The organism is Streptomyces sp. NBC_00306 (assembly GCF_036169555.1).
Taxonomy (GTDB): domain Bacteria; phylum Actinomycetota; class Actinomycetes; order Streptomycetales; family Streptomycetaceae; genus Streptomyces; species Streptomyces achmelvichensis.
In genome coordinates this window covers 8223218-8243932 of the sequence record NZ_CP108032.1, presented here as the reverse complement: position 1 = coordinate 8243932, position 20715 = coordinate 8223218, and the positions used below count along the sequence as shown (strand labels likewise).

The window sequence follows — 20715 nt, the reverse complement described above, 5'->3', positions numbered from 1 at the left end:
TCGCAGAACCTGATGCCGGCCCGTGGACCGGTCCCCTGGCCCGGGCCCTGGACAGCCTGTACCCCGCCGCCGCGGGCGCGCAGACGATCGGGCAGCTGTGCGGGCCCGTGGACCTCCGCCACCTGACACCGAAGACCCTCGACCGGGCGGGCGGGCGACTGCACCAGGTGCTCGTGGAACCAGTGCGCTACCTGGTGGAGGCAGGCGGCGCCCGCTGGCGCCCACAACTGCTGCTGAGCGTGATCGACCTCCTCGGAGGCGACAGCACCCGCTACCTCCCCCTGGCAGCGGCGATGGAACTCATGCACACCGGATCCCTGATGGTCGACGACATCCAGGACCAGGCGAGACTGCGACGCGGACGCGCAGCGGCTCACACCGTCTTCGGCCTGGCCACCACGCTCAACGCCGGCACCACCGCCTACTTCACCTTCGACCACGCCCTGCGCACCACACTCCCCCACGACCCCGCACTGCGCACCGCCGTGTACGAGACATGCCTGGGCGCACTCCGAGCCGCCCACGCCGGACAGGGCCTGGACCTGGCGGGCCATCGCACGGAAATGGACGCCGCCGTCGCCACCGGCGGGGGCCGCGAGGTGCTGGAACTGGTTCGCGTGACCCACCGGTTGAAATCAGGCGCGCCCGTACGCGCCTGCATGGAAGCAGGTGCCCTCCTCGCCGGAGCAGACCCCAAGATGCGGTCCGCCCTAGGCACATTCGGAGAAGCAGTGGGCACCAGCTACCAGATCATCGACGACGTACTGGATATGCAAGGCGTCATCCGCCGAGGCACAGCGACCAAACGGGCCGGCGAGGACCTGTTCAACGGCAAGGTCACCATGCCGCTCGCCCACGCAGTAGAACTCCTCGACCAACCACAGCTGCGGAAACTGTGGCGGGGACTCCGCGACGGACGGGCTACACGACGCCGGGTGCGGCGCGCCATCGCCGTGCTAAGTGCCTGCGGAGCTCTGCAGGCAAGCACGCACGAAGCCCACACAACCCTCGAACGTTCATGGGAGCCCCTCGCCGACCTGATTGGGAACTCGGCGAACGCCCACAGCTTCTGGACGATGGCGAGCCAGGCCGTGTGCCGATCCCGCATCGCCTGACCCCCGCCGCGGTGTGCGGAAATCCGCTGGTCGCGGGCTGGGGAGTTGCCATGGTTCGTGTCCTGTTGGAGGAGCTCACCTTGGACGCGGCGGCCACGATGTGACGGCCGACAGCACTCTTGCAGCACCCACGACCACTGCTCCGGAACTACGGCCAGAGCCCGAATTTCCCCGGTGCTGCTCTTCGTGCCCCCAAGCGATTGCCGTGATCAACGAGTGCCGGAGTGGCCCGCGAGCACATCGACGTCTCTTCCCCGCATCGGTCTGTCTCCACAGTCGTTGATCTTGCTGCGGCAAGGCTCACGCCGCCCATGTGTCGATCATCAGAGAGCGAGATCCTCGATGTCCGTTGCCCTGCCTTCGAAGCCCCGCTGCCCCCGGCTGAGGGCCCTGGCCAGTACCGTCGCCACCCTCGGCGCCGTTGTTCTTCCGCTGGCCGCGACCACCCCGGCCCACGCTTCCACCGAGAACGTCTACGTCCGGTACACGCAGCATGACGCCTTCGAGAACCTGATCTACGAGGTCGTGTTCACAGGCAAGGTCTCCTCCAACGGCCCCACGAGTTACACCCTGACCGGCACTCTCGACGCATGGTGCAACGACGGCCCGATCTTCACTGAGTACGCGGGGGTCGCCTACAGCCCTGCGTCCGCATCCCACACGTGGAAGACGTACAAGTGCTCTGACCTGGCGCAGGAGATCAACGTCACCGGAAGCCGGAAGGCCGGTGAGGCGATCGACATCAAGGTAGGCGGCACCAGCGGCACCGCCAACACCTGGAACACCACCAGCAACAGCACCTACAACATCGGCAGCTGACCTGCCGCGTCGAAGCCCCCGTCCCGAGCAATCGGACCCGGCGGGGGCTTCGTCCCTGCGCCCTGCAGCAGGCGCGTTTGATCATCAGTGATGCGTGCCCCGGTCAGCCGGTGGGCGGCGGCGACACTCGGAATGGGGCGGCGTGCCGATGGCACGCCGCCTCTGGTGTGGCCCGCGGTCAGGTGCGGGCTGCCGCGTCAGCGGCGGTGGTGGTGGCGGCCCCAGGACTCGGTGTCGACGGTGCGGCCGCGGTCGTCGCGGAGGGTGGCGGTGTCGGAGTGGTCGTCCCAGACGTAGTGGCCGCGGTCCTGGAAGAGGTCGGTGCGGGTGTCGCGGCCGACGCCGGTGTGGATGCGCACGCTTGAGCGGCCCTGGAGTCGGACGTCGTCGAAGCGGTAGCGGTTGCCGTCGCGGTCGCGCAGGGTCCAGCCGTCCAGGCTCACCGCGCGCCGGGTGTTGTTGGTGATCTCGACCCACTCGGCGTTCAGTGACCGGTTGGAGCCGTTGTCACGGCCGGGGCTGTCGGCCTGGACCCGGCTGATCTCGACCCGCGGCTGACGATGACGGTCACGGTCACCGTCGTGGGCGGAGGCCGGCAAGGCAACAGCCGATACCAGAGCGCCGGCGGTCAGCACGGTCGCGGCAACGCGGCGGGCGGTCGACGAAGCAGACATGATGTCCCCTCAAGAACAGGGCCCCACCAGCCGATACAGCCGGTGGCGGCAGTTGCGGACCCCGACCCCTATCGGGCCGAGGACCCCACTCTGGAGCGCCGGCACCACCTACGGCGGCACGACCGGCACCCGTTACCGTTTACGGACATATCAGTAACTGTCGCCTGTACGGGGCACAGGAGCGCGTCGAGCGTGGCCCTGACATTCACTGACCGCTACAACCATCCCGTAGAACCCTCAACGAAAGGCCCTGCGAGCTCGCACCACCAGTCGCGCCACCCGGCACATCACCCGGCCGGCCGCGCCGACGGCGGTAACAGCCGTTCGCCACATTTCTTCGCACACCCGCGCGAACTCAGCCCAGTCGTGCGGGAACCACCCGGACACGCGCGCCGTCACCTTCCAACCGCGATGCACTGCTACAGATGACCGGGCGTCCCGAGCAATGACTGACCACATGGGCCAGCCTTAGGAAGATCAGACGAACGAAGTCAGCCACCAAGGGTTCCGGCGACGAGCAGGGCTACCTGAAGCCCAGCCGGAGCACTCACCCGGGCCAGCCGGAAGGATGCCCGCCTGCCTGGTCGTCACCGAAGCGATGCCGCCGCGCGATGTCGTGGTCACTCAGTAGGTGCGTGCGGCTGCGAGGGTCAGGCCCGGACGGAGTTGACCACAGGCCTCGTTGGGGTTCGTCTTGTACTGGCTCAGCAGCTTCGACACTTCTCGGGCAGCCCATGACCTGGTGGCAGCGAGACGCTGTAGGTCAGATACAGCGTCTGCTCGGACCCAGTCGCCGCCGGTGCCCTCGGGATAGAGGCGGATGTAGCCCGCGGCCTTCAGCCGCGGAACCGTCAGGCCGGGAGTGGTGACCCAGACGCCGTGGGCGTGGATGAAGGTGGGCTGGAGGGTTTCGAAGACGTGGCGCCGCAGGGCAGGCATGTCTCGTTGGGCGTAGGCGTCTGCGATGGTGGGCTCGGTCAGACCCGCGAGGTCGCTGACGGCGAGGTTGCTGGTGAGGAGTGTGCCACCGAGGTCCGGGGCGAGGAGAGTGGCGTTGGTCAGTTTCAGGCGCTGCGCGTACTCGTTGAATACGGCGCCGTAGCGGTAGGCCACGTGGCATACGGGCAGGGTGGGGTGGGCTTGGAACGAGGCGGCGCGTTCCCGCTGGCCACCCCATGCCACGAGCATCGCTGTGCAGACGGTGAGCCCGACCACGGTCTTGACGCGCAGCGATCCTCGTTCTACCTGGGCCGTCAGAGCGATGCCGATGGTGATGGATGCCAGCGCCCACACCGGCGTCGCGAACCGGAACATGCGCATCCAGTCCGGGTTGAGCACACCGAAGGCAGCGAGCGTGAGGGCAAGGGGCACGAGGACACCTGGCAGTGCCGTCCGCACAGGTCCAGAGCGCCCCAGGGCCGCTCCCGTCACCAGAGCGCCGGCCAGCACAGCCGTCCACCCCGCGAACGACAGGAGTGACCCCGTCCCGGAGAACGACTCCCACGTCGGCGTGTCCTGGGCCTTTGCCAGCGCGGTGTTCGGTACGAGGCGGGCGAAGGCGGCATAGCGCAATCCGAGGAAGGCGGCATACGGAACGGCGAAGGCAGCGACGGCACAAGCCGCTGCTCGCGCGGATGCGCCCAGCGTCACACGCTGTACCCGCAGCAGCGCCACCACAGGGTAGGCGGCTGCCAGGACCGCCCCGTCCGGACGGGTCACGGCCGCCATCAATGCCAGTAGACCCGTCACCACAGCGGGCCCTGTCGCGGTGAGCCGGTTCTTCAGCAGAGCACGTGCGAGAACGGCGGCGATCAGCGTGGCCAGCAGGGCGTACAGAGGATTCTCCAGACCGGAGAACATCCAGGCCACAAACGACATGTTGCCGGCCAGGATCACGCCGCAGAACAGCACCACGACCCAGGAGTTGGTGACCGACCGCCGCGCTACGCGGGAAATGGCGATCAGGATCCCCAGCGTGCACAGGACACCGAGGCCCTTCGGGTACAGGACCTGATCCGGCACACCGAAATAGGTACGGTGATCGAACAGACTCAAACGCCTGCCCAGAACAAGCAGAGCGAGCCAAGCCGGGTTGGAGTAGCCCTCGACCGGAGGCGACCCGGCCTGCTGCACTGGTCCGAGACCCTCGTCGATGCTGCGGGCGTAAGCAAAAGTGATCGCGGCATCGTCGACCACCCAGCGGCCGAGCTGCGAGCCGCGCATCGCGATCAGGGCCGTACCCAGCAGGGCGGCTGCCATGTCGTAGAACGAACGGTGCAGGAAGCCGGTACCTCTCGCAGACCAGGACCACGCGACCTTCTGCTCGGCAGGATGGACTGTGCGGACACTGAACTGAGGCACGGCACACCCATCGCTCAATCCGGACATATGGGAGAACAACGGCCGACCGCGCCTGCCGGTTACGCCCGGCACCGTATTAGGGCGAGTCGAACCGAGCCAATGCCAGGCCTCGACCACCCCACCACAACACCAGAACCGGGACTGTGAGCTTGTCCCTCCATCCTGAAACGGCCGGTTTCGTTGTGGGTTGGACGGGCTCGCCAACGGTGACGTGCCGGTCGGGATCGCTGAGGGCACGCTGGCGACGCCACTGTTCGATGCACCGACCGGCGGCAGTACAGCCCACGACAAGAATCTCCGGCCAGTGGTAGACCGGCCCTGAAGAGCCACCAGTTCCTGCGGGAGCTCCGCGTCGAACCTGACAAGGCACGGACCGCCACCACGGCACCCCGGCCGGCATGCAGGCCTGCTCGCGGAACGGATACGGCCGGGCGAGACGTGCCACCGCGAACTCCTCGAACATCAGCTGCCCTTCCGGCTCGGCGGCGCGCGGCAGGTAGCCTGCGCCGCGGTCCGTGGCGACCGGTGCACCCACCAGGTCCTGCAGCTGCTCGTGGGTGACCACCGACCAGCGCGGGTCCCGTGGCCGGTAGCGGTCGGCGCTGGGGACGAGCATTACGCGCCGGAAACGGGTCTCCTGAAGTTCCCCCTCCGGCCAAAGCTGCCGCTCCACCCACACCGGAGGCAGATCTTCAGCGGGGCAGTGCCGCTCCCACACAGCGCCCGCGAACCTTTCCACCCCGTTCATCAGCCCCATGCCCTCCGCGCCGGCGATCTGGGTCGCCACGGCGACCGGGCGCGCCCCGGGAGCTGTGAACAGCTGCAGCCGGAACGTCCCCGGCAGCCCAGGGGCGGTGAACATGTGGTCGTCCACGCTGAGCCGGCGCGCAGCGGCCAGTGCGCGCAACTCGTCCCGGACGCGGGGCGACGGCTCGGGATTCTGGCCGGCGGAGAGGTCATCGGTCATCCCCCGATCATTCCCGACCGAACGGCGCCCGGGCCTGGACCGGCCAGGTAGAAGCGTGTCCCCGATCGGCGACGTCAGAGCGCCCTCTGCGCGGGACTGCTGTCCGGACCGCCCTTCCGACCGGAAGCCCCCTGCAGGCGTGCGCTCGGTGGCGGTTTTGCTGTCGTCGCATGGGTGCCCTTGGCGGCGAAGAGGCGGGCGGGCCGCGCCCTGGTGAGGGCGTGTTGGCGCACGCTGTCACAAGGTGAAGTGCCGGACCCGGTCGGGGTCCGGCACTTACCTTGAGCTAGACAGCAGCATCGTGTGCGCTCACTCGGCTTTGCCCGTACTCCTTAAACGCCGGGGGCCATGCGGCGCGCAGCCAGGCGCCGCAAGGCGTCGGCCACCGCAGAGGCGCTGTAACCGGGTGTCCCGGTTACAGCCCTTTACGTGCGCTCGGTGGCTACCGGGTAAGCACCCGTCAGTCGATGAGCAAACCCAGCCCAGGGGTCACTGCTCCTGCCTCCGGCGTCGGGCATACGCTGCCCGCCATGACAGACCTCGCACAGCTGCAGAGCCGGGTCACCGCCGTACTCACCGACGCCGGCTTCACGCTCACCGACCGCACCACCGAAGGGCTCACCGTCCTACCCACCAGCGACGGGGTCACCGTCAGTTGGAAGCCCGATGACCAGCTGCGCGCCGCCAACACCGGCCTGCGCAAGGCTCTGCGCATCGCCCTGACCACGATCCTCAACACAGCCGGGTTACAACTTACCGACATGCCCACTGACCCTGACGGCATCCTCGTCACAGGCGCTGCTGGATCCACCAGAAGATGAGCCCGATGATCCCTGCCCGCTGCCGCGTTCGCGCGAGACACCACCAAACTGCGCATCGCTCGCGTCCACTCGGACGGGCATGTGCCGGATCATCGGTCCCGGCGCCTCCCGTTCTGCTGACCCGGCACGACGCTGCATCGTCCATGTGGCGACAAAAGCCGTTTGCGATCCGTGCAGCAGGTCTGCACCCGGTTCAGCGGGAGAGGTGCCAGTTCGGCGCAGGCATGTGCGGGGCGAGGGTGCGATAGCGCTGCCACATGCCGTGGAGTTGCTGGGCGGGGCGCTGCTGCTCGCCGTGCAGGGCGTTGAGGATGAGGAGGCCGCCTGTCAGGGCGGGCACGATCCACTGGGCGCAGGCGAGCTGGCGCTCCGCCTTGCCAGTGTCGAGTGGGTGTCGGACGGATTTCTCCGCGTCGCTGGGGTTGTCGGAGGATGCGAGCTCGATCTTCTTGCCCAGCACGCGGGAGTAGGCGGTGGCGGCGAGTGCGGCGCCGGTGAGGACGGTCTTGGCGATGGTCGAAGCAGCGACGCCCTGCTGGGTGGCGACGCGGGCGGCATTGGCAGCCAGCAGACCGCTCGAGCCGACCAGATGGACACCGATCGCCACAGCGTTCACCGGCGTCCAGATCGCCCATCCGGCGCTGGCAATCCTGGCCCCCTGCTCCCAGTTCTCCCCTTGCGCCTTGGCCGCGCCATTGAGGCCGACCGCGCCCATCAGGGAACCGCCGAACCAGGCGGCCAGCCCCACATCGTGAAGACTGCGCAGAACCGTGTTGCGTTCAGACATGACGTTCGCTCCTCAAGGACGCGCAGTACGGGGCGCCAACAGTGCCGTCGGCGCGCCACATCACCGATACCCCCAAGGCCACCTCTTGCCATCCTGATTGGCCCGAACGGCCCGCACAGCACCTCCGCCGCTACTCTCGCCGCCACGGAACGCCCCCTCCACAACAGGTGTACGTTCCGAACGACCCTTTTGCCACGCGTCACCGAGCAGGCCCTCAGCGCCTGACCGCGTTGCGCAGGTCCCACGGCCGGGTGTTGTCGGTCGCTCGTTCTAGGCTCCGCACCATGAGCTCCGCCGCGTTCGATCCGCTCGACTTCCCCCGCGATCTCCTCGACGCCCAGCGCCACCTGACAGCCCTGTATGCCCAGCTCCACGTCCTCCAGGCCCGTCTTCCGTGGTCCCGGGAAGCGCACCCCGGGTGGGAAGAGGAGACGGAGCGGGGACGGCAGCGCCCCGGACGGCCGGCGACGCACGGATGGACGGCGGACGACGCGGCCGAGTACGACCGGCTATGGGCAGAGCTGCGCACCGTGGCCGCCGTCGTGGACTGCCACCCGCACTGGATCCGGTGCAAAGAAGCGGGCACGGGCGAGCTCGCCGCACGGCAGGCCCTCAAGCATGCCGACGGTGCTGTGCCCGTGGACCAGGGCGCCGTCACCACGGCCGCATAGACGATCCGGCCCGCGCCCACAGGGGAAAGGACAGGACAATATTCAATGTGTCTCCGAACAGAACGGTCCGTCCCACTCTCAGCTGAAAGTAGCCACTCAGCGTTGAGGAGTCCGGTACGGAACTTTGTCAGTGCGTGGGCGAGGAGCCGGGATTTGGCCCTGGGTCCGACTCTTCCCAGCGTGCGGGAGCCTGTGGCGGGCCGCATCATCGAAATATGTCTCCGGAGAAGGCGCCGGAGGTGGGGAAGAACCCGGGATACGGCGGTCTCCGTATCCCGGGCCTCGCCACGCCGGAAGGCACCGGAGGCCTGCAAAGGCAACGGCCCCGGCCCCCAGGGAGAGGGGCCGGGGCGGCTCGGCACGCGCAGGCGAAAGCAGATGCCGATGTGCACACGGCACGCTAGCCATCAACACTTCTCCCACAGCGGAGGCACGGCCGGGGCCGAACAGTGACTGCATTTGGTTCGCTCGTCGCGTCCACTCGCCTGACACGTAACGCGCAGGAAGAAGCCCGCGTTAGAGAATATGCCGGAGCGGCCCACCTACCCGGGTACGCCGCTCCGGCTTCACAATCGTCGACCGGCACGGAACACCGCTTGCGTTCCAGCCGAGGTGCGACGAGCAGCCGCATCTGAAGGCCCATGACCGCTTTCCCCTTCGACGCCGCGAACTGGTGACGTGCGGCGGTGGGGCCCGCTCCACCCTGGACGGGCCCCTTCCACGGTCCTACGGCGTGACCGGCGTTCGCGGCGATCAGTGGTGGCCGTGACCGCTCGTGATCTCCCGGTACTCCTCGGCGGTCGGCTTGGCTACCTGCCCGGCCTCGCCGAAGAACGCCTTGCTGAGCCTGGCGCGCAGCTTGCCGGAACCCTTGAGCTTGCGCTGGATGCCGTTCTCGTCGACCGCCGGGCCGATCTCGACCGGCTGGTATTGCTCGTGCGCGGTGAGGGTGTGCGACTCCTCCTGGCTGAGTGGGGCGTGGACCTCGACGAACTCACCGTGGGGGTGGCGTTTGATGACGCCGGTCTCCCGCCCGTGCAGCACTTTGTCCTTGTCTCGGCGCTGCAGGCCCAAGCAGATCCTTTTCGTGACGACGAACGCGATGACCGGGCCGGCGAAGAAGTAGATCCGGGAGAACCAGGTGATCGCGTTCAGCGACAGGTGGAAGGTGGCGGCGAGGATGTCGTTGCCGCCGGCGATCATCGCCACGAAGTACACCGTCAGCCAGGCGACACCGAAGGCCGTACGGGTGGGGGCATTGCGTGGGCGGTCCAGGATGTGGTGCTCGCGTTTGTCGCCGGTGATCCAGGACTCGACGAACGGATAGACCCCGATCGCCGCCAGCACCAACGGGAACCCCGCCAACGGGAGGAACACGCCCAGGGACAGCGTGTGACCCCACAGGTTGATCTCCCAGCCCGGCATGATCCGCAGCAGGCCCTCGGCGAAGCCCATGTACCAGTCGGGCTGGGAGCCCGCGGCCACCTGGTCGGCCCGGTAGGGGCCGAAGGCCCAGATCGGGTTGATCTGCGCGACGCCCGCCACGACCGCGAGCACGCCGAAGACCAGGAAGAAGTAGCCGCCCGCCTTGGCCATGTAAACCGGCAACAGCGGCATGCCCACCACCTTCTTGTTCGACCGTCCGGGGCCGGCGAACTGGGTGTGCTTGTGGTAGAAGATCAGGATCACGTGTGCCACCACCAGGCCCAGCATGATCCCCGGCAGCAACAGGACGTGGATCGAGTAGAACCGCGGGATCAGGTCCTGCCCGGGGAACTCGCCGCCGAAAAGGAAGAAGGAGACGTACGTCCCGATGACCGGCACCGACAGGATCGCACCCTCCATGAAGTGCATGCCGGTGCCTGAGAGCAGGTCGTCCGGGAGCGAGTAGCCGGTGAAGCCGGTCATCATGCCCAGAAACAGCAGCAGGATGCCGAAGACCCAGTTGACCTCGCGGGGCTTACGGAACGCGCCGGTGAAGAAGACGCGCATCATGTGCACGAGCATGCCCGCGATGAGGACCAGCGCAGACCAGTGGTGGAGCTGCCGGATGAACAGGCCGCCGCGTACGTCGAAGCTGATGTCCAGGGTGGACTTGTACGCCTCGCTCATCATCTGTCCCTGAAGGGGGACGTAACTGCCGTGGTACTCCACCTCGGTCATCGAGGGGTGGAAGAACAGCGTCAGATAGACACCCGTGAGGATGAGGATGAGGAAGCTGTAGAGGCAGACCTCGCCCAGCATGAACGACCAGTGGTCGGGAAAGACCTTGCGCATGTTGGCTTTGGCCAGGGTGTAGATCCCCAGTCGGCCGTCGGCCCAGTCGGCGACCCGCTCGCCGGCCGGCGCCTTACCGCGCGCACGCTTTTCGGTGGTGGACTCAGTACTCATGCGCGCTCCCAAGCACGGTGCAACTGCTGCTCTTTGTGGGTGGTCGACCGCCCGGAGTGGGTGCGGGCGGTGGTCAGGATCGACGTGTCGATCCCGGTCCGGACGCTCTCGCCGGTGTCTGTCACGGCCTCACGTCCCTCGTCCTTGCACCACGACCCGTGAAGGACCCTGCGCCCGGCTCGGCGTCGGCAGGGCGGCGCGGATGGGCGCCCTCCGCTCGCGCTGTCTGCATGCGGGCCCAGCTGCGGGCGCCCGCGCCGAGACAGCTCAGCGCCATGCCCAGGGTCACGCCCAGCGCGAAGTTCAGCGCCTCAATGCGCCCGAGGGGGAAGGCGAGGATGGACGCGTCGGCGGGGATCGCCACGTACGAGGTGACGAAGCCGGCGGTAGCCAGCGCGGACATGGTGAACAGCAGCACGACCATCCGCCCGGCGCGTTCGACGGTCCGCGCGCCCCCGGGCGGGGTGAGATGATCGTGAGACGAACACCTTTCGTCGGCACGCGGGTTGTGCCACACCGGCACGGTCACGAAGGCATGGACGTACGACTCCTCCCTTCTCACCTGCACGATCTCTCTTGGAATGTCTTGCTTGTGCATAATTTGTCCGCCTTTGCGGCCCCAACGGCGACCGGAAGGCCCGGTAGCCCGACCCCCTCCCCGACTCTAGGGGGTCTAGGTAACTCTAGAGCCTCTAGAATAATGCGATGAAGGCAGGTGCCCGGTGAGCAAGCAGGCAACGAGTCGCCGCGATCGGATGCGCGAGGCGACCCTGCGAGAGATCCACCAAACCGCTCGGAAACTGCTGCTCACCAAAGGATCGACGGCGGTCACCATCAACGCGGTCGCCCGGGAGATGGGCATGAGCGGCCCCTCGCTCTACCACTACTACGCGAGCCGGGATGCTCTCGTGGGCGCCGTGACCGCCGACTTCTTCCAGGAGTTGGCCGAGGCGATGGAACACGTCCGGGACGAGCACGCGGACGCCCCTGTCGTTGAGCGCTTCCTGGCCGCGTGCCGCGCGATGCGCTCCTGGTGCGTGGCCCATCCCGCCGAATTCCAGTGGATCTTCGCCAGCCCCGTCCGCGCTGGGCAACACGACCCTGACTCAGCCCGCTTCCAGGCCGGCCTGCGCTATGAGCACGTCTTCCTCGACATGATCATCGAGCGGTGGAACACCCAGCCGTTTCCGGTACCGGACCTGGACGAGCTGCCCGAGGACCTGCGTGAGCAGCTGCGCGCGTACTCCCGCCTGATCGACGAGCGCCTGCCGACCGAGGCGGTCTACGTGTACGTGATCTGCTGGACCAGGCTCTACGGGCTGCTGTGCCTGGAGGTCCTCCACCAGATGGACTTCGTCCTCACCGACATGGCACCGCTCTTCGAGCGGTGCCTCGACGAGCTCAGCGACATGCTCGGCATGGCCCGCGAGCCTTGACCACTGCCTCCTCCGGGGTCGGCCCACGAACGGATGTCCCGTGATTTTCAGGACCATCTCCGAACCCTTGCCACACGAGCGCTCAGCTCGATCTCGGCCGACGAGGCAGAGGACATCTACGTCATTTCGTTCTTCATCGACAACGAGAGGGACGACCCACGGCAGCCCACCCTGACGATCGGATACAACAGCGAAGCTCAGTTCCGACGCAGCGTCGCAAACGCCGCTGACAAGGCGGAAGCCCGCTGGAACTATGCCTTCTGGCTCCAGAACGAACTCACTGTCATCAGCGACTTCGCCCGAGACCCCGACGGAGCCGCAGCACGCCACCGGTGGATCAGCGAACTCGGACTTTGGTACGACGACGAGCCCACCCGCCCCGAAGACTCAATGCCAACCGTCGGGCCGATCGCCGCACTGATCGAGGCCAACTTCAACCAGGCATGCGTTCAGCTCGCTCACGACCTCCACAGCGATGGCGTCATCGAGAGCACGATCGGCAAGCCAGTGCCCGTGACCCTCCACGAGCTGGAGTACTACGAGGGGATCGCTCGGCGGACCGAGACGGCCAACCCGCCCGGAGTCACTGACGACTTCACGGCCTGGGTCCGCAATGGGTGAGGCATTCGGGCAGTTCTACGTATGGACCGCCGTGATGCCACTGCGCCGTTCCCAGGGCCCGTGGAGAGACCGTCGTGCCTGTCGACGTCCAGCTCCGTACGGACACCATGAGGTTTTGATGCATTTGCCGGGCGGTGCATGCGGTGGCCGAACCACCGGAAAGAGGGATCAGCCCGTGTGCGCTGTGAAGCATCTTAGGATCTTGTAGGACCGCGGCACGGCTTGCGGCCTTCTCCGCCGCCTCTACGCGGACGAGCCACTGCGGCACACGTTCCCGGTGATCTCGCACGGTCGTGTCCGTCTGCAAGCTGATCAGTTGGACGGGGAGCGCAATGAGGTCCGCGTCGCTGTGCCCAAGGCCGACTGGGGCGAGGTGCCGACCTGCGATCCAAGTCATCCCTGGTGGGCTTCTTCGTATGTCTGACACGTTCGGGGCCCGCACGAAGGCGGCCGGGGGCGCCTCGGACGATGGGCCGTCCAGGCCGCCCGAATGCAGGGAACGCGCCCGGATCGGGAGCGGAGGGCATCCGCTGGGGCGGACAACCCGTGAGGCTGGACATCGGGCGGTGCGTGTCCCTCGCCACCCATGTGATCAACCGGCGCGTCGAGCGGTTGCAGCAGCGCCAACGCACCTGATGCGAGGGTGCGCCGGGTGGTTCAGCCGATGGTCCAGTCACGGAGCCGACGGGCGATACGGGCCACACCGAATGCCCCCGCTGCGACGTCGCGCACGAGCTCGACGGCGGCCTGGGCGGGTAGTCGAGCCGGTGGCCGTTCATGGTGAGGTACGCCTCGGTCGAGTGCCACGCGAAGGCCTCGTTCGAATGCTCGAGGCAAGGCAGCTTCGCCAGGGTCTGCAGCAGGGCACCGGCCTTGAGGTGGACGAAGCCGTACACGTCGCGCTCCATGGCGCCGGCGTTGGCCCGTGCGACCGACCGGACCGCCCGGAGGGCGGGATCATCGCCACGACGTTCCCCGCTCGTTGGACGGGAAACCCGGTGCGCGTGCTCGACCTCACACCCTGATCCTGCCAAGAACAGGACGAACGTTTCGGTGAGGCCGCCGACCTGCCCGAACCCGTGGTCCCTGCCCGGACAGCGGGGACATACGCGTCGCTCACGAGCAGGTGGTCAGCCCTATTCCCAGGTAGTGCTTCCGAGCGTTCCTTCAGGGGCGCCGGCCCGATCACCTCGCGGGCCCGCCCGGCGAACGCGTGTCTGGACAGCGGGAGTGCTCCCTCGGTCCGGCACCACGCCGTATAGCGGGCGTAGAGCCTTGCCTACTCCGCTCGGGGCGTGCTGTTCAGCGTGCAGCATTCCTCGAAGAACCAGCGGGTGTCGTCTGCGGTTTCGGCGTAGGCAGTGGTGGCGGTGCGGAACCGGTTGGGCCGGTGAGGTCCTTGTCGCCGGCGAGATAGCGGCGGGCACCGTCGATCAGTCAGTTCAGGATGCCCCGCTCATGGTCCTGCCGCGCAGAACAGAAACCGGCTTCCCGTCACATTGGCGTGGGCTCCGGCCGCCCCCAACACTCCCAGTGGCACGGCCATTACGGCGGCCAGGCTGAAGGGCCAGGATATGTGGGCCCAGGCGGGGCGACGATGCGCATCTGAGCAAAGCGCTCCCCCCGAGTCGAGTACATCCGGGATCATGAACCATGCTCCCGGATGGCTGGCAACTCACCCAACATGTCGATGACTTCTTCGCCCGAGGCGGAGACTTCCTGCGCTCGCGGCCCGCCCTGCACAACACGCCGCTGACCGACATTGAGAAACTGCGGACACGCGTGGCTGACGCGCATGGTGCCGAAGCCACCGTCTTCGGCCGACTTGATCGCCTCGCGCTTCGGCGACAGACACTTCACGTTCTGGGACGGCACTCCCGTCTCCATGGCGGCCGCGACCTCGACCGTCGGCGGCATGGTCCGTGTGGACCCCGTTTACACCCCGGCTCACCTCCGGGGCCGCGGCTACGCGGGCGCCGCGACGGTCGAGGTGACTTGTGCCGCGCTGGCCGCAGGCGCGACGGACGTCATCCTGTGCGCGGACCCGGCCAACCCCACCAGCAATGTCCTCAACCAGCGCATCGGATGCTTCCACCTCGCCGATTTCACCGGATACAAGTTCTCCTATGGCACACCAGAAGCCGACTAGGGCTATGGCCGACGAAAGCGCACCTGCCGTCAGGAAGCTGACCTGCCGACACCGCCCTACCGGTCATAGCAGGAGGAGGGCGCCTGCGCGCCTGGTGAACCACTCGGACAGCGTCCTCACCGGTCAGGCGAGGCGCGGTTCGGGGAAGAGGGCGGTCGGGACGGCAGACTCCGTAGAACCATGCGGCTGACTCGTCTTGCCCCGTGGTAACTGTCTCTTGAATATGTGTTAGAAGATCATGGACCATCTCGTCCGCGTGCTGGGAGCGTGCGAAGCGGTCACGGTAGGCGCATTCGACCTGGTGCTCGGCCATCCACGCCGTCTGGTCACGGGCCCGGTAAGGAACGACGCGGCCTGCTACATGGCCGGTTGCAACTGGGTAAGTACGCCAGGGATGGAGCACGGCTTCATTTGTCCGAACTAGGCGGGCTGAGCGGTTTCATACTCTATCTTGAACTTGACGATGCAGGCAGCGTCGTCATCGTCTTCCTTGGGCGTTGAAACATTGAACGTTGTGCTCGCGCCCGGCTTGAGCATCCGCGGCGTCACCGCGAAGGAAACCTTGGCTTCGCAGACCGAATCGTCTGCTGAAAGTTCGTCATAATCTTCGAAATCATAAGCAAACTGAACCTTCTCATAACTGTCGAGGTGCGCAAGCCAATGGTTCTGGTAGGGCTCCCTGGCACAGTCGAAGTCAGGCTTTGGCGGCCCATAATTGTCTGCCGCGCACAGCCACGCCTCAGCAAAATTTACCGGTGAATCGTTGACAACATTTTTGGGGCTGCAGCTGTCAGTGGACCAGCCGGTCTCACCGGCGGAGGACCAAATGAGGCCTGTAGGAGATGGGTACTTGACTACACATTTGCCGAGCTGCCAAACACCTAGCTCACCCTTGGATGGAGTGGCGGATGCATACCCGTACATCTCCAAGTCCGGCCGATCAGGGCCGTCCGCGTCGCTGATTCCAGAAACCTCAACAGACTCAACGGACAGGGAAACAGCGACGTTGAGGGGGTCTACCTTAGAAGCCATCTCATTTGGGTGACTCGGTAGTCTGTGAGTCATGGTGGGGATCGTTGAGCGGTTGGTGCCGGACGAGTTGTGGGAGTTGTTCCAGCGGGTGGTACCGGAGGCGCCGTCGCGGCCGCAGGGCGGTGGTCGGCGTCGGCACGGCGACCGGGAAGTGCTGGCGGCGATCGTCTTCGTGGCGACATCGGGTTGCACCTGGCAGCAGCTGCCTTCGGCGTCGTTCGGCCCGTCCGGAGCGACCGCCCACCGGCGGTTTGCGGAGTGGTCCAAGGCCAGGGTGTGGGCCAAACTCCACCGCCTGGTCCTCGACGAACTCGGTGCCCGCGGCGAGCTGGACTGGTCGAGGTGCGCGATCGACTCGGTGAACATGCGGGCCCTGAAAAGGGGGACCTGACAGGTCCGAATCCTGTCGACCGGGGCAAGTACGGCTCGAAGATCCACCTGATCACGGAACGATCGGGTCTGCCCATATCCGTCGGCATTTCCGGGGCCAATCTGCACGACAGCCAGGCCCTGATCCCGCTCGTGAAGGGCATCCCGCCCATCCGCTCGCGCCGCGGCCGGCGACGGCGCAAGCCCGCCAAACTCCACGCCGACAAGGGCTACGACTACGCCCACCTGCGGAAATGGTTACGCACGCGCGGCATCACCCACCGCATCGCCCGCAAGGGAGTCGAGTCCTCACAACGGCTGGGCCGCCATCGCTGGACCGTGGAACGCACCATGGCCTGGCTCGCCGGCTGCCGCCGCCTCCACCGACGCTACGAACGCAAAGCCGACCACTTCCTCGCCTTCACCAGCATCGCCTGCACCCTCATCTGCTACCGCAGACTCGCCAAATGAGATGGCGTCTAAGCAGGGGTGGAGAGTAGTCAGGAGCGAACCCATTTGAGCAGCGATCGCTCTCACCCAGACTCCCGTGGAGTGATCGAATTGTTCACGCCCCAGACAGACCGGCCCGTCTGCGGTCCCGATCCGGCCGGCGTTCCCCCCAGTCGCTGGCCGCAGCCCTCGCCCGCTCGCAGAACCGAGCGGGCGAGGGCCTCAACACCGCCCGGACAGAGGTCTTCTGGCACACCGCCACGACCGATCTGGCGACCGGCCGGGCTCTGGTTCCACCACGAACTCGTTGTGCCTGCTGACCGATCCCCGCCGTACGCTCACGGCTGGTCGGCGGTGTACACGCCACCAGCGGCACCTAGCCACCCACCCTCTGCACGTTCCCGCTCGTTCCCGGGCGCGCTTCACCCTGCGCAGGAGCATCCCGCGTCCGCAGGCCCGTGCACGTCTCCACACCCAATGCCAAGAAATGGTATTTATAGCCTATTACTCCCAGTCCTGCGGACGATTCACGTGGAGGTGCGAGGAGGCCAATGAGTAGAAACTCCTCACGCTGACGTCTGCATTTTGGGCTAGGTTCGGTCCTGCCACAGATACCCGCTATGTGGTTTCGGGGGCACGGCAACCGGGCTTACCCCATCGGCGCGTGGGCTTCGCCGGAGTCACCCCCCGACCGCTACGCGGAAGCATGCTGCTCTTCTTACTCTCCACGGACACTTTGTTGTCCTCTGGGGAGTCGACTTCAGCGCTTGTCCCCCACTCCCTGCTCCGCAGGCCCACTTGCCGATGGTTTCGGCGGACCATGAAAATAGAAGGAACTCAATGAAAATACGCACCATCAGTGCCGCGATTGGCGCGCTGCTTGCCGGCAGCCTGATCGCCGCACCGAATGCGGCGGGTGCAGACGACCCCGCCGCCCGTGACTTTCTGAAATTCAAGGTCGTCACGACGAACACCATGCTTTTGCCCTCCGTGATTTCCGATGGACTCGCGCAGGACGTTCGTGGAGAGCTGATCGGGAAGGCTCCCTATCTAGTGGGCAATGACGTTGTCGTGTTTCAAGAGCTGTTTGACGATACGGCCACCGAGCTCCTGATGGACAACCTGAAGGGCTACCCCAACCGAACCCCTGTCATCGGCAGGTCGCGAGACGGATGGAGCGCCACCCGGGGCAACTATTCATCACTGCCCTATGAGGACGGCGGCGTCGCTATCGCAAGCAGATGGCCGATTTCCCGCAAGATCCAGTACATCTTCTACAACAGCTGCGGCGCTGACACCATGGCCGAAAAGGGCCTGGCCTATGCAAAGATCGACTACCCCGGATCGCCCGTCCACGTAATTGGGACACACCTCCAGGCGGACGATGACGGATGCGACTCCGGCGAGGCCGCAAAGGTGCGGAAGTCCCAGATGGGCGAGATCACTTCCTTCGTCGACAGCCTCGGGATCCCGGCCGGTGAACGTGTGATCTACGCGGGAGACATGAACATCGACAGGCATCGCTCGGAGTATCCGGCCCTAGCCGGCGGGCTTCATGCGGTGCCCCCCACTTACGCCGGCCATCCGTATACCAGCGACCCGCAGACCAATTCGGTTGCCAAGCTGAGGTACCCGAACGCCCGTCGCGAGTGGCTTGACTATGTCTTCTACGACAATCGCCACGCCCACCCTGCGTCTTACGGAAACTCTGGGCAGGCGGTGACATCACCTCTCTGGGAGCTAGACGATGTCTACTACAACCGGTACTCGGATCACTATCCGGTGACTTCCTCCTAGAGCGGTTCGCCGCGCTCCTCTGCGTCATAGAGGGGGGCGCGGCGGCCAGGGGGCCAGCAGCCATCTAATTGTTTTCTGCAGCAAACTCGCCTTGTCCAGAAATATCAGGAGTAGATTATGTCCGTGAATCGCAGGTCGGTACTCAAGGGGGCTGCAGCAGCGGCCGCTGCGGTACCCCTCTCCGGCGCGCTGACCAGCCCCGCGGTCGCAGTGTCAACAAATCCACGTATCACCGAGTGGGAACACGCCAAATCGACCGCGTACCAGGATGACTGGACTCAGCAGTGCCAGGGAATGTGCACCGACGGTCAATTCTGGTACGTCGTCTCCAACAGTGCACGGGATCGTCGGGTCTACAAGCTCTCGCTCGACTTTAGAACGGTGCACGCGAGCCTCGCGGCACCCGAGAACTTTTCCCACATAGGCTCTCCGTCCATCGACCCCGTTCGCAAGGTTGTCTACGTCCCTGTCGAACGGGAAGGCGGTGCTGAACCGACCTTTGTTTGGACTATGACGACCGCCCTGAACTCCTTGAACACCCTGAAGCTGTACGGCAGGACTTACGGATCGAGATCCCCTCAGAAGTGGAAGGCTCCGTGGGTAGCTTTCAACCCGGTTGACCGTCTGCTTTACAGCTCGGCATATGGCGACCCGGATCTCACGGACCCTGCCCTGCAAGTCAACTGGCTCAATGCCTTCTCTCCCGCAACCGGCGTATTGCAGAAGCAGGTGCTACTCCCCTCCAAACTGCACAACGTGCAGGGTGGCGGAGTATCTGCGAATGGAAACATATTCCTCGCGACCGACTACGCCTTCGACAGAAGCAAAAGGATATACTCGTACGACCTTTCTTCCGTCGGCGACCAGCAGGTGGCGAGGTATTGGGGAAACATTGCTATTCCGGATTCCAGCACAGGCGATGGGCTCGAAGTGGAAAGCTGCGCAATCGCCTCATTGTCTTGGAACGGGGCTCGCAGCACCTACATCACCGCCGTCGTTCTGAACACTGAAGTCGAAGACGACGTGTACCTGCGACACTTCTGGGTTCCCTCGCCCGCAGCCCTGTAGCAAGGATTGTTAAGGGCCTGATCACAGACACACTACGCACCGGCCCAATCAAACCAGCCAGTCGACCGCCCACCATGCCAGTCGGGCGGCGACTGGCCTATATCGTCATGCGGATATTCGACGGACTGACCGCACAGGGCTGTGACCCAGCAGATGCATCATGCTTTCGTCACGGACGTTGAGGTTGCACCTTGTTCTTCATTTCGCACGTCTGCAGTGCCCTGTCCGACGGTCGCCGTCTGCTCCGGCGCCTCGCTCAGCTCTACACCGGACTGATGCTGTACGGACTGAGCAGCGCGCTTCTCCTGCGCGGCGGGCTGGGTCTCGAGCCATGGGGGGTCCTGCATCAGGGTCTGGCCGAGCAGAGCGGTCTGAGCGTCGGCACAACGTCGGCAGCGACAGGCGTGCTCGTTCTGCTCTTCTGGATCCCGATCCGGCAGCGACCTGGCCTGGGGACGGTATCGAACGTCCTGATTGTCGGTGTGGCGTTGGATGGAGCCCTTTCCCTGCTGCCCGTAGTCCATGAGCCGGCAGGTCGGATTGCTCTTCTCCTCGGAGGTATCTTGCTGAACGGAACTGCGATCGGTCTGTACATCACCGCGGGCTTTGGGCCTGGCCCTCGCGACGGACTGATGACCGGCCTGCAGAAGCTGACCGGCCAGTCAACACGACGGGTGCGAACTGCGATAGAGGTGCTGGTTGTGGTCTCAGGCTTCCTCCTCGGCGGCTCTGCAGGCATCGGCACGTTCTTCTACGCTCTGAGCGTGGGACCTCTCGCGCAATATTTCCTCCACCGGTTCTCCTCCTAGCAGGCCCACATCGCGTGGCGGAACACTCGGCGCAGGTGCCCCGTGACGGAGCAGCCGCCCCATGACGTGCGCCCTGACAGACGGTGAGCTGCATGGTCTCGTGCCCGCCCCTGCTGCACCCCATCTGAAAGCTCTTCACGAACAGTAACGTGGCTGCTCGTTGCCGCAGCGGGGCTGAGGGCCATTCCGTCGAGGCAGCCATATTCTCCTCGCTTGCCCGTACCGGGGTCCTGCACGTCGTCGACGCCGCTCCGGCGCGCCCGAGTGCCCGCCAACAAGCCGCCGCTTGGCGCTGAACAGTCGTTTCCCGCAGCTCAGCGTCACACATCGTTTCGCGGCAGCGCGTTCGCCTGTCGGCGCGACCGACGAGGAGCCGGC

The 20715-nt window shown here is 66.0% G+C and carries 18 protein-coding genes and 2 pseudogenes; 11 read left to right on the top strand and 9 right to left on the bottom strand.

Translation table 11 applies throughout. The features are described 5' to 3' along the window. The first annotated feature begins 107 nt into the window (after window positions 1-107). Window positions 108-1115, top strand: a complete 1008-nt coding sequence (locus tag OHA05_RS36965; RefSeq protein WP_328863104.1) for a polyprenyl synthetase family protein — start codon at window positions 108-110, stop codon at window positions 1113-1115. Window positions 1116-1457: 342 nt separating this feature from the next. Beyond that, on the top strand, window positions 1458-1934 hold the full coding sequence (locus OHA05_RS36960) for a hypothetical protein (protein ID WP_328863103.1): 477 nt from the start codon (window positions 1458-1460) through the stop codon (window positions 1932-1934). 197 nt (window positions 1935-2131) lie between these two features. Here OHA05_RS36960 and OHA05_RS36955 read toward each other — a convergent pair whose 3' ends face one another. From OHA05_RS36955 to OHA05_RS36945, 3 genes are all read right to left on the bottom strand, one after another. Continuing rightward, window positions 2132-2608, bottom strand: a complete 477-nt coding sequence (locus tag OHA05_RS36955; RefSeq protein WP_328863102.1) for a lamin tail domain-containing protein — start codon at window positions 2606-2608, stop codon at window positions 2132-2134. Window positions 2609-3232: 624 nt separating this feature from the next. Next, the gene (locus tag OHA05_RS36950) at window positions 3233-4867 is read right to left on the bottom strand and encodes a hypothetical protein (RefSeq protein ID WP_328863101.1); all 1635 of its coding nucleotides are present in this window, start codon (window positions 4865-4867) and stop codon (window positions 3233-3235) included. 178 nt (window positions 4868-5045) lie between these two features. Next, window positions 5046-5936 (bottom strand): hypothetical protein, encoded by an 891-nt coding sequence (locus OHA05_RS36945; protein WP_328863100.1) that lies wholly within the window; start codon window positions 5934-5936, stop codon window positions 5046-5048. A gap of 530 nt (window positions 5937-6466) precedes the next feature. On the opposite strand from OHA05_RS36945, the gene OHA05_RS36940 reads away from it, so the two are divergent. Continuing rightward, on the top strand, window positions 6467-6757 hold the full coding sequence (locus OHA05_RS36940) for a hypothetical protein (protein WP_328863099.1): 291 nt from the start codon (window positions 6467-6469) through the stop codon (window positions 6755-6757). 193 nt (window positions 6758-6950) lie between these two features. On the opposite strand, the gene OHA05_RS36935 is transcribed toward OHA05_RS36940, so the two are convergent. After that, window positions 6951-7544, bottom strand: coding sequence for a hypothetical protein (locus OHA05_RS36935; protein WP_328863098.1), 594 nt, complete (start codon window positions 7542-7544; stop codon window positions 6951-6953). A gap of 284 nt (window positions 7545-7828) precedes the next feature. Between OHA05_RS36935 and OHA05_RS36930 the strand changes: the two genes are divergently transcribed. Continuing rightward, complete coding sequence (locus OHA05_RS36930) at window positions 7829-8215, top strand: hypothetical protein (protein WP_328863097.1); 387 nt, start codon at window positions 7829-7831, stop codon at window positions 8213-8215. Between the two features lie 753 nt (window positions 8216-8968). Here the strand turns inward: OHA05_RS36930 and qcrB are convergent. From qcrB to OHA05_RS36915, 3 genes are read right to left on the bottom strand one after another with little or no spacing between them, the layout of a single operon-like run. Continuing rightward, window positions 8969-10606 carry a cytochrome bc1 complex cytochrome b subunit gene (gene qcrB, locus OHA05_RS36925; RefSeq protein ID WP_328863096.1) on the bottom strand — a complete coding sequence of 546 codons (1638 nt, stop codon included), beginning with the start codon at window positions 10604-10606 and terminating at the stop codon, window positions 8969-8971. Further along, a complete protein-coding gene (locus OHA05_RS36920; RefSeq protein WP_328863095.1) occupies window positions 10603-10731 on the bottom strand; it encodes a hypothetical protein in 129 nt (42 codons plus the stop codon). The genes qcrB and OHA05_RS36920 overlap by 4 nt, the downstream gene beginning before the upstream one ends. Continuing rightward, on the bottom strand, window positions 10728-11204 hold the full coding sequence (locus tag OHA05_RS36915) for a hypothetical protein (protein ID WP_328863094.1): 477 nt from the start codon (window positions 11202-11204) through the stop codon (window positions 10728-10730). Before OHA05_RS36915 ends, OHA05_RS36920 begins: the two co-directional genes overlap by 4 nt. Window positions 11205-11328: 124 nt before the next feature. Here OHA05_RS36915 and OHA05_RS36910 point away from each other — a divergent pair, with 124 nt between their 5' ends. Further along, window positions 11329-12042, top strand: coding sequence for a TetR/AcrR family transcriptional regulator (locus tag OHA05_RS36910; RefSeq protein ID WP_328863093.1), 714 nt, complete (start codon window positions 11329-11331; stop codon window positions 12040-12042). Between the two features lie 33 nt (window positions 12043-12075). Continuing rightward, window positions 12076-12663: a hypothetical protein gene (locus OHA05_RS36905; protein WP_328863092.1), complete on the top strand. Its 588-nt coding sequence runs from the start codon at window positions 12076-12078 to the stop codon at window positions 12661-12663. Window positions 12664-13320: 657 nt separating this feature from the next. Here OHA05_RS36905 and OHA05_RS36900 read toward each other — a convergent pair. Beyond that, window positions 13321-13598: pseudogene (locus OHA05_RS36900) on the bottom strand (fic family toxin-antitoxin system, toxin component); the annotation flags it as partial. Window positions 13599-14316: 718 nt separating this feature from the next. Here OHA05_RS36900 and OHA05_RS36895 point away from each other — a divergent pair. Then, window positions 14317-14812 (top strand): annotated as a pseudogene (locus OHA05_RS36895) (GNAT family N-acetyltransferase). A gap of 420 nt (window positions 14813-15232) precedes the next feature. Here OHA05_RS36895 and OHA05_RS36890 read toward each other — a convergent pair. Beyond that, entirely contained in the window at window positions 15233-15844 is a 612-nt protein-coding gene (locus tag OHA05_RS36890) for a hypothetical protein (RefSeq protein ID WP_328863091.1), read from the bottom strand. 31 nt (window positions 15845-15875) lie between these two features. Here OHA05_RS36890 and OHA05_RS36885 point away from each other — a divergent pair. The 4 genes from OHA05_RS36885 to yczE all read left to right on the top strand — a co-directional run bounded on the left by OHA05_RS36885 (window position 15876) and on the right by yczE (window position 20337). After that, window positions 15876-16684, top strand: a protein-coding gene (locus OHA05_RS36885) for an IS5 family transposase (protein WP_443043805.1) whose coding sequence is annotated in 2 segments (ribosomal slippage) — window positions 15876-16224 and window positions 16224-16684 — 810 coding nt in all. Because the reading frame shifts where the segments join, the coding sequence is not laid out codon by codon here. Window positions 16685-17503: 819 nt separating this feature from the next. Beyond that, window positions 17504-18460, top strand: coding sequence for a sphingomyelin phosphodiesterase (sph, locus tag OHA05_RS36880; protein WP_328863090.1), 957 nt, complete (start codon window positions 17504-17506; stop codon window positions 18458-18460). 117 nt (window positions 18461-18577) lie between these two features. Beyond that, a complete protein-coding gene (locus tag OHA05_RS36875; RefSeq protein ID WP_328863089.1) occupies window positions 18578-19528 on the top strand; it encodes a twin-arginine translocation signal domain-containing protein in 951 nt (316 codons plus the stop codon). Window positions 19529-19719: 191 nt separating this feature from the next. After that, window positions 19720-20337 carry a membrane protein YczE gene (gene yczE, locus OHA05_RS36870; protein WP_328863088.1) on the top strand — a complete coding sequence of 206 codons (618 nt, stop codon included), beginning with the start codon at window positions 19720-19722 and terminating at the stop codon, window positions 20335-20337. Window positions 20338-20715 lie beyond the last annotated feature (378 nt).

What these genes read in the sequence shown, in the direction of transcription:
- qcrB (WP_328863096.1), bottom strand. Translation starts at nt 10,606, where the DNA reads ATGAGTACTGAGTCCACCACCGAAAAGCGTGCGCGCGGTAAGGCGCCG.
- OHA05_RS36890 (WP_328863091.1), bottom strand. Translation starts at nt 15,844, where the DNA reads ATGGCTTCTAAGGTAGACCCCCTCAACGTCGCTGTTTCCCTGTCCGTT.
- sph (WP_328863090.1), top strand. Translation starts at nt 17,504, where the DNA reads ATGAAAATACGCACCATCAGTGCCGCGATTGGCGCGCTGCTTGCCGGC.
- OHA05_RS36960 (WP_328863103.1), top strand. Translation starts at nt 1,458, where the DNA reads ATGTCCGTTGCCCTGCCTTCGAAGCCCCGCTGCCCCCGGCTGAGGGCC.
- OHA05_RS36950 (WP_328863101.1), bottom strand. Translation starts at nt 4,867, where the DNA reads ATGGCAGCCGCCCTGCTGGGTACGGCCCTGATCGCGATGCGCGGCTCG.
- OHA05_RS36915 (WP_328863094.1), bottom strand. Translation starts at nt 11,204, where the DNA reads ATGCACAAGCAAGACATTCCAAGAGAGATCGTGCAGGTGAGAAGGGAG.
- OHA05_RS36875 (WP_328863089.1), top strand. Translation starts at nt 18,578, where the DNA reads ATGTCCGTGAATCGCAGGTCGGTACTCAAGGGGGCTGCAGCAGCGGCC.
- OHA05_RS36945 (WP_328863100.1), bottom strand. Translation starts at nt 5,936, where the DNA reads ATGACCGATGACCTCTCCGCCGGCCAGAATCCCGAGCCGTCGCCCCGC.
- OHA05_RS36930 (WP_328863097.1), top strand. Translation starts at nt 7,829, where the DNA reads ATGAGCTCCGCCGCGTTCGATCCGCTCGACTTCCCCCGCGATCTCCTC.
- OHA05_RS36955 (WP_328863102.1), bottom strand. Translation starts at nt 2,608, where the DNA reads ATGTCTGCTTCGTCGACCGCCCGCCGCGTTGCCGCGACCGTGCTGACC.
- OHA05_RS36940 (WP_328863099.1), top strand. Translation starts at nt 6,467, where the DNA reads ATGACAGACCTCGCACAGCTGCAGAGCCGGGTCACCGCCGTACTCACC.
- OHA05_RS36905 (WP_328863092.1), top strand. Translation starts at nt 12,076, where the DNA reads ATGTCCCGTGATTTTCAGGACCATCTCCGAACCCTTGCCACACGAGCG.
- OHA05_RS36935 (WP_328863098.1), bottom strand. Translation starts at nt 7,544, where the DNA reads ATGTCTGAACGCAACACGGTTCTGCGCAGTCTTCACGATGTGGGGCTG.